Here is a 16,286-nt window from a genome sequence, read left to right on the forward strand (position 1 = left end):
GGTATCAAACGGCGATATGCATTGCTGCGAAGACCCCAGTCTAGAACAGCTTCATGACATCCTCGGGCGGTTTGCGACCTAGGTGCTCCCAGGCCTTAGAAGTGGCCACACGCCCTTTTGGTGTACGTACCAAGAAGCCCTCGCGCACTAGGTAGGGCTCACAGACCGTTTCGACCGTCTCGGCCTCCTCGCCCACCATAGCGGCCAGGTTGTTCAGGCCCACGGGACCACCGTCGAAACTGTTGACGATGGCCTTGAGGACGGCCAAATCCAGACGGTCCAGCCCCTCGGAATCGATCTGGTAGAGGGCCAGGGCCTGTTTGACATCATCAGGGCCAACACGGTCAAGATCGTGGACTATGGCCCAGTCACGCACACGACGCAGGAGGCGGTTGGCGATCCTGGGCGTGCCACGGGAGCGCAGGGCCAGCTGATGGGCGGCGTCATCCTGCAGGACAATGCCTAGCACCTTGGCTGATCGCTCGACCAACTTCTCCAGCTCTTCCTCCGGGTAGAAGTCCAGGTGGGCGGTGAAGCCGAAACGGGCTCGCAGCGGCGAGGGCAGCATGCCCTCACGAGTGGTGGCTCCGATGACCGTGAATCTGGGCAGGGTCAGCGGAATGGAGGAGGCTCCGGGGCCCTTGCCCACCATGACATCCACCCGGAAGTCTTCCATGGCGATGTAGAGCAGTTCTTCGGCGGCCCTAGGCAGACGGTGGATCTCGTCTATGAAGAGCACCTCACCGGCCTCCAGAGAGCTCAGGATGGAGGCCAGGTCGCCGGCATGCTGAACAGCTGGCCCCGAGGTGACACGAATGGGAACCTCCAGCTCATGGGCAACGATCATGGCCAGGGTGGTCTTGCCCAGGCCCGGGGGGCCTGCGAGCAGAATATGATCCGGGGCCACATCCCTCTTTTTGGCAGCCTTCAAAAAGAGGCTCAACTGGGCCTTGAGCCGGGGCTGTCCGATGAACCCGTCCAGGGTTTCCGGACGCAGCTCCTCGTCGCTGACCGGCTCGCCTTCGATGGGCCTGGCCGAGACCATCCGCAGGGATTCCTCTTGCGCATCACCATTCTGGGTATCTATATACCCTGTAGACATCTGCTTGTCAGCCATGGATCAGCGCCCCCTGTCCAGCAGGGTCAGGGCCTGCTTGAGCACCTTGGGAATGTCGGCAGACTGCAGGGGCAGGGTGTAGCCTCCATCGCGGCATGTCTGCTCAACAGCCTGCTCGGCATCACGTTGTAGCCATCCCAGGGAGATCAGTCCCTCAACCACCTGGTGGGCGCCATCGTCGGTCTGAGCTGGCCCCTGTCTGCCCGTGCCGGCATCCAAATCAAGCTTTCCGGAGAGTTCGAGGATGATCTTCTGAGCACCCTTCTTGCCTAGGCCTGGCGCCCGGGATAGGGCCACAGCATCGCCGTCAGCCACGGCTTGGGCCAGTTGGTCTGAGTTCAGGGTGGCAAGAATGGACAGGGCCACACGAGGTCCGATGCCGCTGACTTTCTGCAACTGGGCAAAGAGGGATTTGGAGGTGCGGCTGAGGAATCCGTAGAGGGTCAGCGCGTCCTGAGTCAGGGACAGAGCGGTGTAAACGGTGACCGTGGACTCGGCCCGCATGGAGGCTAGATCTGACTGAGGCATGCGCACCTCGAAACCCACTCCCGAAACATCAATGACCGCCGAGCCCGTTTCGATGGCGGCCACCCGCCCGGTCAGCATTGCCAGCACTTGATCACCCCTCGATAGAATCGAACGTCTGTTCGAATCAGCTTACATGTCTCGCTGGACTCCCCGGTGCTTGCCGTACTTGGCAGAGGCCTGGGCCCACTGACGCTGGGCCTGGGTCAGATGCTCCTCGCGTTCCCCGCCTTGGATGGCCCCGGCAGGCCTTAGGGCATGGCAGATGGCCTGGGCCAAAGCATCTGCGGCATCGGCAGGCTTGGGCAGCTGATTGAGCCCCAGGATGCGGGCCACCATCCGTTGCACCTGAATCTTGTCAGCCTGGCCGTTGCCGGTTACGGCCATCTTGGCCTCGGTGGGTGTGTGCAGGGCCACGGGAATCCCCCGCTGCGCAGCTCCCAGCATGGCTAGCCCTGCCGCCTGAGCGGTTCCCAGCACGGTGTTGTGATTGGACTGGGCAAAGACTCGCTCGATTGATACCACGTCGGGACTGAAACGGTCCAAGGCGGCCGTCAGCCCCTGGTAGATGGTCAGCAGACGCAGGTCCTGGCTCTGTTCGGGGTCTGAGCGCACGACGTCCACATGAACAAAGGAAAGCCGGCGCGATGCACCGGCTTCAATGACGCCAACGCCGCATCGGGTGAGCCCCGGGTCGACGCCGAGAACAATCATAAGGTCACTCGTCGTCCAACTGGGCCATGACCTCGTCGGGCGCAGTCCAGTTGCTGTAGATATCCTGCACGTCGTCCAGATCGTCCAGGTTGTCGATCAGCTTTGAGACCTTGCGGGCGGAGTCCAGGTCTAGGGTGACCTCGCTCTTGGGGTTGAGGACCAAATCGGCGGAGTCGTAGTCCATACCGGCATCCTGCAGGGCCTTACGGACGGTGACCATATCGCCGGGGGCAGTCAGTACGGTGTAGCTCTCGCCGTTGTCCTGCACATCCTCAGCACCTGCCTCGGCGGCCTTCTCGAAGACCGTATCGTAGTCCAGGCCCTCCGAGGGGACGATGATCTGGCCCTTGCGCTCGAAGTTGAAGCTGACCGACCCGTTTTGGGCCAGGGAGCCGCCGCCCTTGGTCAGGGTGGAACGGACCTCGGCGGCCGCACGGTTGCGGTTGTCGGTCAGGCACTCGATGATTATGCCGACGCCGGCGGGAGCGTAGCCCTCGTAGACGATGCTCTCGTAGTTGGCCGCTCCGGCCTCCTCGCCCGAGCCACGCTTGACGGCCCTGGTGATGTTGTCTGCGGGCACGGAGGACTTCTTGGCCTTGACGATGGCGTCGTAGAGGGTGGGGTTACCGTCGGGGTCACCGCCGCCGGTGCGGGCAGCGATCTCGATGTTCTTGATCAGCTTGGCGAAGAGCTTGCCACGCTTGGCGTCGATGGCTGCTTTCTTGTGCTTGGTGGTCGCCCACTTCGAATGCCCTGACATATGTCTCCTGACGGTACGAATGCGTAAACGAATGGAATTCTAGTTCCGCTCTTTGACAATTTTACGGGTTTTCAGGCCCCCCCGTGGGGGCTTCATCGTAAAGAGAACCAACCTTCCGGCCCACCAGTCTGCCCAGCAAGCCACGGCGATGATCAGGCCGAGCTGCCAGGGCCCGGGCATAGACGTCCAGAATCTGGTCGGTGACCCGCTCCCAGTCGTAGTCGCTGGCCCGACCCATTCCGCACGAAGCCAGACCCAGACGTGTGGGTCGGTCGTCCAGCAGTTCAAGGACCACCCGGGCGCAGTCCTGGGGGTCTCCGGTGGCGAACAGACGCGCGCTGCGGCCGTTCTGTGAGACATCCTTGAATGCTGGCAGGTCCGAGGCCACCACCGGGCAGCCTGCCGCCATGGCCTCGACCAGCACGATGCCGAAGCTTTCTCCCCCGGTCTGCGGGGCTACATACATATTCAGGCTGTGGTAGAAGGAGGCTTTGTCCTCGTCACTGATCCGACCCAGGAAGGTGAAGTGCTGGGCCAGTCCGGGATCAACAGCCTCAAGTACTTTCCTGGCATCTGCCTGGCCGTCACCTGCACAAAGGAAGCGGACTCCGGGCACACGCTGAAGAATGGCAGGTGCGGCCTGGGCCAAGATTCTGAACCCCTTGCGCTCTTCCTTCATCCTTCCCAGGAAGCCGATGGTGGGCTGCCGGTCGCTCCCCTGCCATTCTGGACGAGGCCTGGCATTGCGCAGAGCTCTCGTTTCGATGCCGTTGGGAATTATCTGGCTGGGGATGCCCGGCTCCAGCAGATTCCGGGCGTTCTGCATGGCTGAGGGGCTGACGAAGATAGCTTGGCTGATATTGGCCAGGTATCGGCGCAGGTAGCGCCTGGTCAGCCTCAGGGCCAGCGGAGTCGAATCGAAGGCCGCATGGAAGGTGGCCACATAGGGGCAGGGAATGAATCCGGGCCGCAGGGGCTTGTGGCTCAGGGAGGGCACCTCGGGCTCATGCAGATGCAGAATGTCGAAGTGGCCCTGCCTGACCCACTGTCTGGTCTTGTGGCCGGCCACGCCGAAGTAGCTCAGGTTGGCCACGGATCCGTTGTAGGGAATGGAGAAAGAGGAGCCGGTGGTCTGTACCCAAAGGGGCATGTCCTTGGTGCGTCGGCCCGGCGCCAGAACCTGCACCTGGTGGCCGCGGTCCATAAGATGCCTGGCGAAGTCGCGGATGTGCAGTTGGACGCCTCCTGGGGTCTCGAAGGAGTAGGGCGAGATGATCCCCACCCGCAGAGGGGCCTTGATAGCGGCACGTTCCGCCTCCTGCTCAGGCCTTTGCTCGGGTGCCTTCATGCCTGTTACCTCCCTTGTTCTTGGATGCCTGGGCCAGGATGAAGTCCGGAAGGTCGTGCATCCGAGAAAGATCCAGATCCTCAAGAAAAATCGGCTGGAGCATGTGCCAGTCCTCGGGATGCTCGCGAATACCCTGGGCCCACTGGTCCACCCAGGCCTGGGTCAGATCGTTGATGGCCTGCTTCCGGGGCATATCCAGGTAGGGTTCGATGGCGATAGGCCCGTCCACCTGGCAGACATAGCCGTAGGGGGCCTTGGCCTGCCGGCGGCGCTCCCCCGTCAGCTTTTCCCTGTGCATGTTCACGGTATACAGGGGCAGGCGGGCATCCAAGGCTATGACGGCAGGGCCAGCGGCCACGCGGATCCAGGAGTTAAAGGCTCTGACGAAGACGCCTCGGCGGCTCAGATCGCGGTCGGCCAGCAGGGGCACGACTTGATCAGGCTCCCGCAGCAGGGTTGTCAGACGGCCGGTGATGTTCGGCTCACCGGTCAGCAGAATGTTCATGCCCAGGCGGCGACGGATGTCCGCAAAGGTGTTGAGCATGCCTTGGTCCCGCAGCCGCTCTGCCACCGTGGTGACCTGCCCGACCGTGGAGCAGGCCCAGAACCCCGCGTAGTCCCAGTTGCCCTGGTGGCCCATGCCGATGGGCAGGGAGCGCAGGCCGATATCTGTCTTGGCTGGATCCGGGTAGGCGCTGCCGCCACCGTGTATACGTGCCAACAGCTGCTCCTTGGTGCGGGCCCCCACGGTCAGGGCCTCTACGAAGTAGACGAAGTAGGAGCGCATGCCCTGGCGCGAGGTGCGACGCAGACTGGGATGGTCGACCTCCGGCATGACATGGGCCAGGTTGCGCTCCAGCTGCCTGACACCGCCTATCCGAAACAGCCAGCAGAAGTCGGCTGCTGCCAGGAAGAGGCCGCGCAACAACCTCTCGGGCACCAGACGCGCATGCTGCGCCAGAAAGATGAGCAGTCGGTCCGGCATGGGCTCACTCGTGGTTGGGGTTGGCAGGCTGCGGGTTGCGGCTCATATCCTTGGCGACGTGGCTGATCCGCTGCCAGACGGTGACGATGCCCAGCAGGGCCAGCAGGACCAGGAAGCAGCTGAGCACGGCCAAGGGCAGCCCGGCCCCCGTCAGCGCCATGCCCACCAGGATGATGACCAGCCGGTCCGATCTGGTGGCGATGCCGTTCTTGGCCTCGAAGCCCTCCGCCTCGGCCCGTGCCCGAGCGTAGGAGGTGACAAAGGACGTCATGATAGCGAAGAGCGCTGCAGCCATGCCGACCTGGGCCCAGATGTCGGGATCCTGGTGGCCGCCATCCGCCACCCAGGCCAGTTCGTGGCGGCGCAGGTAGATGATGACCCCGGTCAGGACGGCCCAGTCGGCTATCCGGTCAAGGGTGGAGTCCAGGAAGCCCCCGAACTGGGTGCCTCCGCCGGTCAGCGAGGCCACGGAACCATCCAGGGAGTCGAAGGCCACCAGGATGGCCAGGACGATGGCCCCGGGCAGGAGCCAGCCGGTGAACCCGATCACGATGGCGACCAGAGTGGTGCCTACGGCTCCGATGATCGTGACACCGTTGGCGCTCACGCCCAGATGAACCAGGCCGCGGGCGATGGGGGCGATGATGCGTTTCCAAGGGCGCCGTAGATGCTCGAACATTGGTCAGTCCTGACTGCAGGAGGTGTTCGCTCGGAAGTCGTCTGCCGAGTTGATCTGTGCGCGGACCTTGATGGCCTCGTTGATCCAGGCGCGGGCCTGCTCCACAGGCACTCCGTTGAGCTGGCTGCCGTCGCGGAAGCGGAAGGAGACCGCGTTCTTGGAGACGTCCTCCTCGCCGGCAATCAGGATGAAGGGTGCCTTGGACTTGGCTGCGTTGCGGATCTTCTTGCCAAAGCGATCGTCGGAGCGGTCGATCTCGCAGCGGACCATGTCATCGCGCAGCTCGTCCAGCAGGTGCTCCAAGTGGGGGGCGAACTCGTCAGCCACGGGCACCGCCTGCACCTGGACCGGTGCAAGCCAGGCCGGGAAGGCGCCGGCGTAGTGCTCCAGCAGGATGGCGAAGAAGCGCTCGATGGAACCGAAGAGAGCCCGGTGGATCATGACCGGTCGCTGGTGGGAGCCGTCGGCGGCGATGTACTCCAGCTGGAAGCGCTCAGGCAGGTTGAAGTCAAGCTGAATCGTGGAGACCTGCCAGGTGCGCCCGATGGCGTCGCGCGCCTGTACGGAGATCTTGGGCCCGTAGAAGGCGGCGCCTTCGGGGTCGTCAACCAGTTCTAGCCCTGAGTCCTTGGCCACCTCGGCCAAGGTGTTGGTAGCCTCCTCCCAGACCTCGTCAGAACCGACGAACTTGTTGGGATCCTTGGTCGACAACTCCAGGTAGAAGTCGTTGAGGCCGAAGTCCTTGAGCACCTTGAGCACAAACTGGAGCAGGTTGGTCAGCTCCCCCTTCATCTGGTCACGGGTGCAGTAGATGTGGGAGTCGTCCTGGGTCAGGCCGCGCACGCGGGTCAGGCCGTGGACCTCGCCGGACTTCTCGTAGCGGTAGACGGTGCCGAACTCGAACAGCCGCAGGGGCAGTTCCTTGTAGGAGCGCTGCCGGGACTTGAAGATCAGGTTGTGCATGGGGCAGTTCATGGGCTTCAGGTAGTAGTCGAAGCCTTGGCGGGTGACCTTGCCGTTGGCATCCTTCTCCTCATCCAGGTGCATGGGCGGGTACATGCCGTCCTTGTACCACTGCAGATGGCCCGAGATCTCGTAGAGGTGGCCCTTGGTGATGTGCGGGGTCTGCACAAAGGAGTAGCCGTTGCGCCGGTGCATCTGGCGGGAGTAGTCCTCCATGACGTTGATGACGGCCGCGCCCTTGGGGTGGAAGACGGGCAGTCCGGGCCCGATTTCATCAGGGAAGGAGAAGAGGTCCATCTCGGCGCCCAGCTTGCGATGGTCGCGGCGGGCGGCCTCCTCCAGACGGGCGGTGTAGGCCTTCATATCATCCTTGTTGGCCCAGGCAGTGCCGTAGATGCGCTGGAGCATGGGGTTCTTCTCGTCCCCGCGCCAGTAAGCGGCTGCCGTTCGCATGAGCTTGAAGCAGCGGATGTAGCGGGTGTTGGGCAGGTGGGGGCCACGGCATAGGTCCTTCCAGACCGTGTTGCCCTCGCGGTCCAGATTGTCGTACATGGTCAGCTCGCCACCGGTGGCCACCTCAGTGGCTTCCTCACTATTGATCTCGGCCTCTTTGGCTCCGATCAGCTCCAGCTTGTAGGGCTGGTCGGCCTCCTCCTTGCGGGCCTCCTCCTCGGTCACCACGCGACGACGGAAGCTCTGGGAGGACTTGATAATCCGCTTCATCCGCTGTTCGATCTGCTTGAGGTCGTCGGGGGTGAAGGGCTTGTCCACGTCGAAGTCGTAATAGAAGCCATCCTTGATGGCCGGGCCGATGCCCAGCTTGGCGTCCGGGCGGATCTCCTGGACGGCCTGAGCCATGACGTGGGTTGCCGAGTGCCGCATGATGGCCAGTCCCTGGTCGCTCTCCAAGGTGATGGGATCGACCTTGTCGCCTTCGTGCAGGGGTGTGTAGAGGTCGCGTGGCTGCCCGTTGAGGTCGACGGCGATGATGTCCTTGTCGTCAGCAAAAAGCTGGACGCCAGTCTGATCCGCCGCCACCTCCTTCCGTTCGCCTTTGACGATGATGGAGATGTTCGACTGTGTCATGAATGCCGTCCTTGCTATCGGAGCCCGCGTTACAGGGTGCAGGCTGGACATGGTTTATCGACCCACAGCCTAGGTCGTCACTCAGACAAGGAGGGGCCTTTGTTGCCCATGGAGCGCAGATAATCCTCGGCTTCCCGGACCAGCTCTTCGGCGGCCGGCTCGTCCACCTGGGCCTGGTCGACATCCATCTCCAGACGGTGGACATAGTTGGCCAGGTCGTCGTTGCAGCGCAGAAGCATGCCGGCCTGGGCCTTCCATTCGGCGGCCTTGCGGGGCAGCTCCCCCTCGTCAAGGTGGACGCCAAGCATGGCTGAGAGCCTTTGCAGCAGCTGCAGGGTTCCCTGGGCGCACTCGTCGCTACCCAGGTACTGGGGCACGGAGACCCAGATGGATTCGGTGCTGTAGCCGTCCTGGGTGGCCAGGGCGTCCAGAACGGTGGGGATGCCTATGGGGCCGGAGTGGCCATCGGTGTCGGTCTTGGGCTGGTCGCCAGCCAGGTCGTCAATGGGCAGGGGCCTGGTGTGGGGGCAGTCGGCGAACATGGCACCCAGTGTGATGATGGCCTCCGCCTCATCGTCTTCGGCCCAGTGGATGCTGCGCCTGCAGAAGTCGCTCCAGTGGTAGTTGGGTTCCGGGCCCATCTCCAGCAGAAGCGTGTGGGTGTCATCAATCTGCACCCGGTAGATCTTGGTAGAGGGCCAGATAATTCGCCGCCGACCCTGCACGTGGCAGAGCATGGGCCGTGACATCTGATAGTCGTAGAACCCATCGCCCGGAATGCTGCCGATCTCATGGGACTCATAGACGTTCAACAGGTGGCGGATGACGTTGGTCGAGGCTGAGCACGCATCGTTCCAGCCATCGAAGGCGGCCACCATGGTGCAGTGCTGCCTGGCTTCTTCACTCATACCTCTCACCCTACCGGTAGGAAGCCTTGTACTTGGCGGCTTTGCCGTCAGCGGAGGGTGGCTCTATGACGCGGCGACACGCGCTTTTTGCCAAGTGCGGAGGTCTACGCTACAGTAGTGCAACGTGCTTCGGCAGTCACCACCACGGTGAAAGTTGAATGTGCGGGCATAGCTTAGTTGGTAAAGCGCGACCTTGCCAAGGTCGAGACCGCGGGTCCGAGTCCCGTTGCCCGCTCGAGGTTTCGAGCAGTTTAACCAATACGGTGGGTTAGCCAAGCGGTTAGGCAGCGGCCTGCAAAGCCGTATAGACGAGTTCGACTCTCGTACCCACCTCTCTCTCGAAACGAGAATGACCCGGGCGGTTGGCGCAGAGGTAGCGCACTTCCCTGACACGGAAGGGGTCACTGGTTCGAATCCAGTATCGCCCACGAGGATCACTTCGGTGGTCTTTTCCAATCCGGGCGATTGGCGCAGCGGCTAGCGCACTTCGTTCACACCGAAGGGGTCGCAGGTTCGATTCCTGCATCGCCCACCTGGATTTTCTCCTTCCCCCTCCCCTATCTTTTATCTACCGATAGTTCTAAGTCAGCGATTGGCATTTTACGAACTTTCTGAATTCTCGATGATCTTTCACTAGTCATTCCCCGGCAAAGATGCAAGTAATAAATTATTGTTACCAGCATGACTGAAGTTTGCTGTTCATGCTTAACTACAGTGGCTGTCGACCGGTTTTCGTGGCGGATAGCGAACGAAGTGTTGAGTATGTCCGGGACCTTGTGATAATTTGCTCTTAGCAGCAGGTCGGGGGACCTGCCAGAAACGGGAGTACCTGATACATCCTTGAAGAGGTGATAGCATGAAGAAAGGCCTAGGCCAATGAGGGCACGTATCTAGCCTGGCTGAATCTGCAATGCACCCCAGCTCGAGGAAACTGAGGGCTCCCTGTTTTACCTATGTGATACTTGCGTGGTTTGTATGTATGGCCACGTTCCGGTTGTCGCCAATGGCGGCGGCCGTGCTGTAAAGCTCCTCCGGCGGCACAGAAATATACCCCCCTCTCCTGCCGCCGGAGGTCTTACTTTTTAGCCCTTATTTCAGGGCCTGCAGGTACCGGTAGAGGGTGGGAATTGATATCTTGAGCTCAGGGGCTACGATGCCCACCGCGCCTTTGATGAGGAAGATGCCCCGGTCCTTGATGTTGCGAATGATCTCCAGCCTGTCCTGCTTGGTCAGCTTGTCCATAGGAATGTTGAACTGGCGGACCTCATCTCTGGTGATTCTGCGAATGTTCTCCGCGGGCTCCTCGCTCACGTGGTGGCGGGAGGTCTCAGTGGAGATCTGTACATCGTCGGAGTCGATCGAGGACAGCGTCTGCAACACATGGGCAGCCTGCTGCAACTCGGTAATGTTGATACTGATGCAGAGCAGACCAATGACGGTCTGCTCCCGGTTGCGGACCAGGTAGGAGGAGACGCGGAACTCGTGCTTGTTCAGCCGGCGCCCTCTGTAGTCGGAGACGAAGTCGGCCCCGTCCTGGTCGGCCCGTATGGCCAGTTGGAGCGTCTGATCAGTAATCCTGTCACCCAGGGAGCGTCCGGAGAGCTGTCCGTTGCGGATGAAGACAATGGAATTTTCTGGGCGTGTGATGTCATGAACCACAATCTCGGCCATGGGACCGAAGGAATCGGCTATGAATTCTGCCAGGGGAAATACCTCTTCAAGGTTGTCTACTGTGAAATGCATGGCTGATCCTCAACATCCTAACAGGGCGGCTTGTAACCACCGGTTGGTGCTGCGGGAAGCGAAAGGTATTGGATGGCGTGATATGGTCCATCACCTCCATACCAGCCAATCGGCCTCCTCTAATCCCGTATATTAGACCTTCTTTTGTGCACTTCAGTCCTTTACATACGACCTATTGAGACCGCAGGAGTGCTGAAGTGCCGAATGAATTTTCATGGTAACGCAAGAAGGCGGCTGAATCTTGCTTTTCGCAAACCCGGCCAGTCGAAATGGACTCGATGTTGTAGCGGAGCTGCCTTACACGAATCCTGCAGGTCTGGATGAGAGCGGAAACCTGGTAATCATGGGAAACTGAGTAATTCAGAAGCTGAGGATAAGTACCTTAGCATGCCTAGGACCAAGGTACAGGAACAATGTGAGCCTGATCACGTAGCTTTAGGTGTCAGCTGGATCTAAAGGCGACTTGACCAAAGATATTGAACGGGTTTATACAACACATGCCTATATGAGTAAACAGCGGCCAGGCTGGCTGCGGGTTTCTGCCCGTGGCTGGCCCGGCCGTGTTCGGGACGTGCATGCCTGCCTTGAACTCCAGCAGGCGTAAGTGTGGTGGGGGCGCGGGAGGGAGTGTCGGCTCACTTGGGGTTGAGCCTTGACTGACACTGGCCTCCCTGCCCCTTTTGTGGGCCGGGGGCGGGGGGATTGATCCGCCTCAGGCCTGTCTTACTCGTGTGAAGTGTATGACAGCAGGCGTGTCTCCCTCCGGTGGCGGCGGGATGCCAGGACCCCGCCCATGCCGGTCATGCCGGTGGCCAGGGCGAGCAGGATGCCTTCCCCGCCCGCCTTTGGGAGCACGCCTGCAGCCAGGTATGTGTATTTGAGGGAGGTGTCCGGCTGCTGGGGTCCGCCCAGCACCGTGTAGTCCACGCTGACGGTGACCGTGCCCGGCATGTGTGCAGGCGTGGTCACGGTCACGCTGCCGCCATCGCCGGGCTTCAGTTCTGATGCGGGGGTCTGGTCGAATCTGACGCCGGTGATCACCAGCTGCAGTTTGATCTCCACCGGCACTGGAACACTCCAGTTGTTGGTGGCGCCGTCGATGATATCACCGGAAGCGTCGTCGTATTGCCAGGTGTAGGCTTTGTATCCCCAGGTGTAGGCTTTCCCGTCGCTGCCCACGGCCAGCGATCGATACATTCCGGCGCTGACCTGTGTGGCTTTCAGTCCTTTGCTCGCGTCAGTGGGGCTGGCGGGGTCGCGCACATGAATAGGAACGCTCGAAGAGCCGCCGCTGTTGTTGCCGAGCCTGCCATACTTGTCTTCTCCCCAGGCATAGGCGTATCCGTCGCTGCCCACGGCCAGTGAATGATGGCTTCCGGCGTAGACCTGTGTGGCTTTCAGCCCTTTGCTCGCGTCAGTGGGGCTGCTTGGATCGCGCACGCGCACGGGAACAGACGAACCTGCAAAGTCACCTTCGCTGTTATTGCCAAGCTCGCCATCAACATTGATTCCCCAGGCATAGACGTTCCCGTCGCTGCCTATGGCTAGCGTATGAGCGTCTCCGGCGCTGACCTGCACGTAGGTGAAGTTCGCAGGCACGTCCGGATACGTCTTGCGATCAGGCGTCCTCACCATGACCGGCTTAGTCTGAGTGTAGGTGTCCGTCCCGTCTCCGAGCTGACCAGTGCTGTTTAATCCCCAGGCGTAGGCGTTTCCGTCGTTGCCTATGGCTAGCGTATGAGCGCCTCCGGCGCTGACCTGCACGAAGGCAAAGTTCGTGGGTGTGCCTTCAGGCTTCAGCGCTCTGTGCGACTCAAGCCAAAGGCCGCCCTCCATCCCGTCGCCGAGCTCGCCATCCCAGTCCCATCCCCAGGCGTAGACGTTCCCGTCGCTGCCCACGGCCAGCGAATCATCCTCTCCGGCGCTGATCTGTACGTAGGTGAAATCCGCTGGTAGGTCCGGACAATTCACAGGCTTGGGCACCTTGCCCGGCGTATTCCGTTCGGTTCTCGTCGTGTCGCCGAGCTCGCCATACCGGTTGAATCCCCAGCCGTAGATGTTCCCGTCGCTGCCCAGGGCCAGCGAATGGGCACCTCCGGCGCTGACCTGCACGTAGGTGAAATCCGCAGACACGCCGGCAGGCTTCTGCACCATGACCGGCGTAGTCCGGTCGGTGTACGTCCCGTCGCCGAGCTGGCCATGGTCGTTTTTCCCCCAGGCGTAGGCGTTCCCGTCACTGCCCAAAGCCAAGGAAAAATTGGTCAGATAGGTATCTTTCCCTTCTTTTCCTTCGCTGACCTGGCTGAACCTGATGCCTCGCCTGGGAATGTCTGGCGGGGTGATGGTGGTCTGTTGGCCTCCTGTCTGGCTGCCTTTGTCAGGGTTGATTTTCCACGTGTTGTTGGGGTCTTTGAAGGTCCATTTGGCGGTGAGGGTAAGGTTCTGGGTGACGGGTCTGCTGAAGTCGTAGGCGACCTCCCCAATGAACCATCCGTCGAACAGGTAGCCTTGGCGAGCCGGGTCGGGGGAGGGACGCTTGGCCCTGCCGTACGGGGTGGAGACACTCTGGTCTGCGGGTTTGGGGTTTCCGCCTTCTGCATTGAAGGTGACCGTGTAAGTGGGGCTTTGCACTTCCTCCCTGGTCAGGGGCTGGTCGACCGTGTAGTTGAGACTCCTGGTGAAGGGCTGGCCGTCCTGCCTGCCGGCGATGGTGATGGCGGTTTGCCCTGGCTTGTGGGCGGGAATCTCCGCCTGCAAAGCGTCGTCGTTCTTGCTGAACGTCAATGCTTGGCCGTCCATGCTAGCTGATTCCAGTGTGAGCGCGGTGCTGGTGTCGAGCCTTGCTGGTTTGCCGGGCCGGCCCTGCTCGTCCAGGCTCCACCTGTATATGTCGCCCGTCCTGCTGATGGCGGTGATTCTGCTGCCGGCGGCTTCGGCGGCTTGCATGTACTGCTGATTCCCATCGGTCGTACATGTGGGCGCTTCGCCGGGCTTCCAGGCCCAGATGCGGCCTTTTGAATCTATGAGAGTTGCTTGCATAACGTTACTGCTTATGGCTGTAACGGCAGAAAGTTCAGATGAAACAAGCGGTTTTGGCTGGCTTTGTTCGTTATCCAGATAGCTAATCTGACCTGTTAAGTCAAGAAGTATAAAGCCATGATCCACGGATGATATCTGAACAATGCGGCTGGTGACCTTGACGGGTTGTATCTGATTGATATCAACGGCATCCGGCTTCCAAGTCCATACCTGGCCCTTGCTATCCAAGGCGAGCAGGCGATCACCATTGCCAACCGCCTTGACTGCTAAGGCCTGCTTGGGCAGGCTCATGGCCTTTCCTGTCAGCTTCCCCTTACTGGTCCATGCGCATATAAGGCCATCTTGATTCACTGCTAAGAGGTGGCCAGGAGTCATGGCGATGCTGGCGTAGGTCGTGGAGTCTGAGGCGAGCAAGGCTGGTGTATCCCCGCTCCCATTCCAGGTGTAGATGCGGTGGTCCCGGCTCAAGGCCGCGTAACCGTTCCTGCCAACGACTCCAGTTATGAATCGCACGTCGCCAGACGTACTTCGAGGTGATGGCACCTGAACGGGTATCTTATCGTTCGTTGTCCACGTGAACAGGCGGCCATCGCCGGTCACACCGATCAGCTTGTCGTCACGGGCTTCCAACGTGCTAAAGGAAAGGGAATCCGCATTCGGAGGTGTAACGGTGATGCTGGTGCCGCCGGAAGCCGGACCATGGTCGGGACTCAGAGTCCAATCAGTAACCGCTGTCCACTTGGCCTTTAAGGTGATGTCTCTGGTGACCGGGGTGCGGAAATCCATGATTCCGTCATGCTCCGCCCAGCCGTCAAAACGATAGCCGTCACGCTGCGGATTGCGAATAGGCGGTGACGCCAAGGAACCATCCGGCACAGTTACGCGTTCTGCTTTGCCTCCATTGGCGGAATCAAATACCACAGTGTGGGAATCGGCAGTAGCTGACTGGGTTTTGGCATCCTCGTGAGAATTGCTCGGAGCTGATTCAGACTGAGATTGAGCAGGCGACGGTGAAACAGATGAGGTCGTCAGCGGTGACGGAGAAGGCAGACTAGTCGGTTGTAAATTGCCAAGCGAACCGTTATCTACCGGATCGGTATAGCGACCCCCCCCCCCCGTTGACATCTGCGTCGGAGGCGAAAACGGTGCCGGCAGCCATGCCGGTCAGAAGCAGGGGTATCAGCACCAATGTCGATATGAGTGACCGAAGACCAAACCTATGACTGCGAGAATCAGCAGACCTAGACGACGAAACCACTTCAAACCTCCCCAAAATTCATGATGCCTCATTGACCACAAACCTTATACAGGCCTGGACTGATTCCACCCCTAAGAACCATGGGCAACATGTGACAAAATATTATCACTTATTCAGGAGAGCGCTGAATTCCTCGGCAGTTCTTGCAGGCTCAGTTGGCCGCCACGCCGCCTACGGCGGGCAGGGCGCCGACCATGAGCATGATGGCCACGAAGATGGCCAGGCCGATCCGGTAGATGACGAATCCCCGGTAGGAGAAGCGTGAGACGATCTTCAAAAAGGCGATGATGACGATGTATCCCAGCAGGAAGCTGACCACTGTGGCGCAGATGGTGGCCCCCCAACCGGGGAAGGCAGCGTCCGCATTGATGTTCTTCAAGGACTTGATCGTCTCTAGGATGCCGGCACCGAAGACGGCGGGGATGGCCATAAGGAAGCTGACCCGGGTGGCGGACTCGCGAGTGTAGCCTAGTGCGCGGCCGAAGGTCATGGTGCCGCCCGAGCGGGATACGCCGGGGATCAGGGCCAGCATCTGCCCGATGCCGAAGAGCAGGGCGTCTCGGGCATTCATCTGGCGGATCTCCTTGTTTTGGCGGCCGTGGCGGTCAAAGTAGTCCAGTAGCAGACCGAAGACGATCAGCACTACCACGGTGATCCAGAGGTTGCGCAGCTTGGTCTCGATTATCTTCTGGAAGAGCAGACCCGCCACCACGATGGGCAGGGTTCCCAGAATGATGTACCAGCCCAGGGCCGCATCATGGTCCTTGGATCCCATCCGCTCGCGCCAGGAGGAGCCGTCCTTGCCGGCCAGGCAACGGAACCAATGGGTCAGTATGCGGGCAATGTCATGCCGGAAGTAGAGCAGGACCGCCAGCTCGGTGCCGAATTGGATGATGGCTGTGAAGGCTGCGCCCGGGTCCTGGCCCAGCAGGCCGCCCACAATGCGGATATGGGCGCTGGATGACACAGGGAAATACTCCGTCAGGGCCTGCACCAGGCCGAACAGAATGGCTTCGAAGAAATTCATGGACCCCTCTTGCTATGTCGGACAATAATGGCAAGCATAGCCACCGCGCAGGGCAGGAAGAACCAAGGGCCGGGCATGTCTCGCAGAATGCCCACAATGGATCTTGTCGGAATCGACGACTCGACGAATAGGGG

General features: G+C 60.8%; 12 protein-coding genes and 4 tRNA genes. 4 read left to right on the forward strand and 12 right to left on the reverse strand.

All coding sequences use genetic code 11. The features are described 5' to 3' along the window. Window positions 1-40: 40 nt before the first annotated feature. The 9 genes from ruvB to ACVWNW_RS08920 all read right to left on the reverse strand — a co-directional run bounded on the left by ruvB (window position 41) and on the right by ACVWNW_RS08920 (window position 9,085). Window positions 41-1,117 carry a Holliday junction branch migration DNA helicase RuvB gene (ruvB, locus tag ACVWNW_RS08880; RefSeq protein ID WP_232346972.1) on the reverse strand — a complete coding sequence of 359 codons (1,077 nt, stop codon included), beginning with the start codon at window positions 1,115-1,117 and terminating at the stop codon, window positions 41-43. Between the two features lie 3 nt (window positions 1,118-1,120). Continuing rightward, window positions 1,121-1,732 (reverse strand): Holliday junction branch migration protein RuvA, encoded by a 612-nt coding sequence (gene ruvA, locus ACVWNW_RS08885; protein ID WP_144177092.1) that lies wholly within the window; start codon window positions 1,730-1,732, stop codon window positions 1,121-1,123. A gap of 42 nt (window positions 1,733-1,774) precedes the next feature. Continuing rightward, complete coding sequence (ruvC, locus tag ACVWNW_RS08890; protein WP_110412913.1) at window positions 1,775-2,356, reverse strand: crossover junction endodeoxyribonuclease RuvC; 582 nt, start codon at window positions 2,354-2,356, stop codon at window positions 1,775-1,777. Between the two features lie 4 nt (window positions 2,357-2,360). Continuing rightward, window positions 2,361-3,116: a YebC/PmpR family DNA-binding transcriptional regulator gene (locus tag ACVWNW_RS08895; protein WP_110425236.1), complete on the reverse strand. Its 756-nt coding sequence runs from the start codon at window positions 3,114-3,116 to the stop codon at window positions 2,361-2,363. 61 nt (window positions 3,117-3,177) lie between these two features. Then, on the reverse strand, window positions 3,178-4,464 hold the full coding sequence (locus tag ACVWNW_RS08900) for a glycosyltransferase family 4 protein (protein WP_144177094.1): 1,287 nt from the start codon (window positions 4,462-4,464) through the stop codon (window positions 3,178-3,180). Then, window positions 4,439-5,449 (reverse strand): phosphatidylinositol mannoside acyltransferase, encoded by a 1,011-nt coding sequence (locus tag ACVWNW_RS08905; protein WP_144177097.1) that lies wholly within the window; start codon window positions 5,447-5,449, stop codon window positions 4,439-4,441. The genes ACVWNW_RS08900 and ACVWNW_RS08905 overlap by 26 nt, the downstream gene beginning before the upstream one ends. Before the next feature lie 4 nt (window positions 5,450-5,453). Then, window positions 5,454-6,128 (reverse strand): phosphatidylinositol phosphate synthase, encoded by a 675-nt coding sequence (pgsA, locus tag ACVWNW_RS08910; protein WP_144177099.1) that lies wholly within the window; start codon window positions 6,126-6,128, stop codon window positions 5,454-5,456. Window positions 6,129-6,131: 3 nt separating this feature from the next. Continuing rightward, entirely contained in the window at window positions 6,132-8,177 is a 2,046-nt protein-coding gene (gene thrS, locus ACVWNW_RS08915) for a threonine--tRNA ligase (protein WP_144177101.1), read from the reverse strand. 77 nt (window positions 8,178-8,254) lie between these two features. After that, window positions 8,255-9,085 (reverse strand): PAC2 family protein, encoded by an 831-nt coding sequence (locus ACVWNW_RS08920; protein ID WP_024628113.1) that lies wholly within the window; start codon window positions 9,083-9,085, stop codon window positions 8,255-8,257. 162 nt (window positions 9,086-9,247) lie between these two features. Between ACVWNW_RS08920 and ACVWNW_RS08925 the strand changes: the two genes are divergently transcribed. The 4 genes from ACVWNW_RS08925 (at window position 9,248) to ACVWNW_RS08940 (ending at window position 9,617) form a co-directional block, all read left to right on the forward strand. Next, a tRNA-Gly gene (locus tag ACVWNW_RS08925) sits at window positions 9,248-9,320 on the forward strand. Between the two features lie 27 nt (window positions 9,321-9,347). Next, window positions 9,348-9,418, forward strand: a tRNA-Cys gene (locus ACVWNW_RS08930). Between the two features lie 23 nt (window positions 9,419-9,441). After that, window positions 9,442-9,513: transfer RNA gene (locus ACVWNW_RS08935), tRNA-Val, on the forward strand. A 31-nt stretch (window positions 9,514-9,544) separates the two neighbouring features. Further along, window positions 9,545-9,617, forward strand: a tRNA-Val gene (locus tag ACVWNW_RS08940). Window positions 9,618-10,174: 557 nt separating this feature from the next. Here the strand turns inward: ACVWNW_RS08940 and ACVWNW_RS08945 are convergent. The 3 genes from ACVWNW_RS08945 to ACVWNW_RS08955 all read right to left on the reverse strand — a co-directional run bounded on the left by ACVWNW_RS08945 (window position 10,175) and on the right by ACVWNW_RS08955 (window position 16,152). After that, window positions 10,175-10,828 carry a helix-turn-helix transcriptional regulator gene (locus tag ACVWNW_RS08945; RefSeq protein WP_144177103.1) on the reverse strand — a complete coding sequence of 218 codons (654 nt, stop codon included), beginning with the start codon at window positions 10,826-10,828 and terminating at the stop codon, window positions 10,175-10,177. A 723-nt stretch (window positions 10,829-11,551) separates the two neighbouring features. After that, entirely contained in the window at window positions 11,552-14,992 is a 3,441-nt protein-coding gene (locus ACVWNW_RS08950; RefSeq protein WP_186363884.1) for an InlB B-repeat-containing protein, read from the reverse strand. Between the two features lie 284 nt (window positions 14,993-15,276). After that, the gene (locus ACVWNW_RS08955) at window positions 15,277-16,152 is read right to left on the reverse strand and encodes an undecaprenyl-diphosphate phosphatase (protein ID WP_144177105.1); all 876 of its coding nucleotides are present in this window, start codon (window positions 16,150-16,152) and stop codon (window positions 15,277-15,279) included. Between the last annotated feature and the right edge of the window lie 134 nt (window positions 16,153-16,286).

The organism is Bifidobacterium sp. JNUCC 75, assembly GCF_054819865.1.

Bases quoted from the DNA above. Each gene is read 5' to 3' on its own strand.
- pgsA (WP_144177099.1), bottom strand. From the start codon at position 6,128: ATGTTCGAGCATCTACGGCGCCCTTGGAAACGCATCATCGCCCCCATC.
- ACVWNW_RS08905 (WP_144177097.1), bottom strand. From the start codon at position 5,449: ATGCCGGACCGACTGCTCATCTTTCTGGCGCAGCATGCGCGTCTGGTG.
- ACVWNW_RS08920 (WP_024628113.1), bottom strand. From the start codon at position 9,085: ATGAGTGAAGAAGCCAGGCAGCACTGCACCATGGTGGCCGCCTTCGAT.
- ACVWNW_RS08900 (WP_144177094.1), bottom strand. From the start codon at position 4,464: ATGAAGGCACCCGAGCAAAGGCCTGAGCAGGAGGCGGAACGTGCCGCT.
- ACVWNW_RS08945 (WP_144177103.1), bottom strand. From the start codon at position 10,828: ATGCATTTCACAGTAGACAACCTTGAAGAGGTATTTCCCCTGGCAGAA.
- ruvC (WP_110412913.1), bottom strand. From the start codon at position 2,356: ATGATTGTTCTCGGCGTCGACCCGGGGCTCACCCGATGCGGCGTTGGC.
- ruvB (WP_232346972.1), bottom strand. From the start codon at position 1,117: ATGGCTGACAAGCAGATGTCTACAGGGTATATAGATACCCAGAATGGT.
- ACVWNW_RS08955 (WP_144177105.1), bottom strand. From the start codon at position 16,152: ATGAATTTCTTCGAAGCCATTCTGTTCGGCCTGGTGCAGGCCCTGACG.
- ACVWNW_RS08950 (WP_186363884.1), bottom strand. From the start codon at position 14,992: ATGTCAACGGGGGGGGGGGGTCGCTATACCGATCCGGTAGATAACGGT.
- ACVWNW_RS08895 (WP_110425236.1), bottom strand. From the start codon at position 3,116: ATGTCAGGGCATTCGAAGTGGGCGACCACCAAGCACAAGAAAGCAGCC.
- thrS (WP_144177101.1), bottom strand. From the start codon at position 8,177: ATGACACAGTCGAACATCTCCATCATCGTCAAAGGCGAACGGAAGGAG.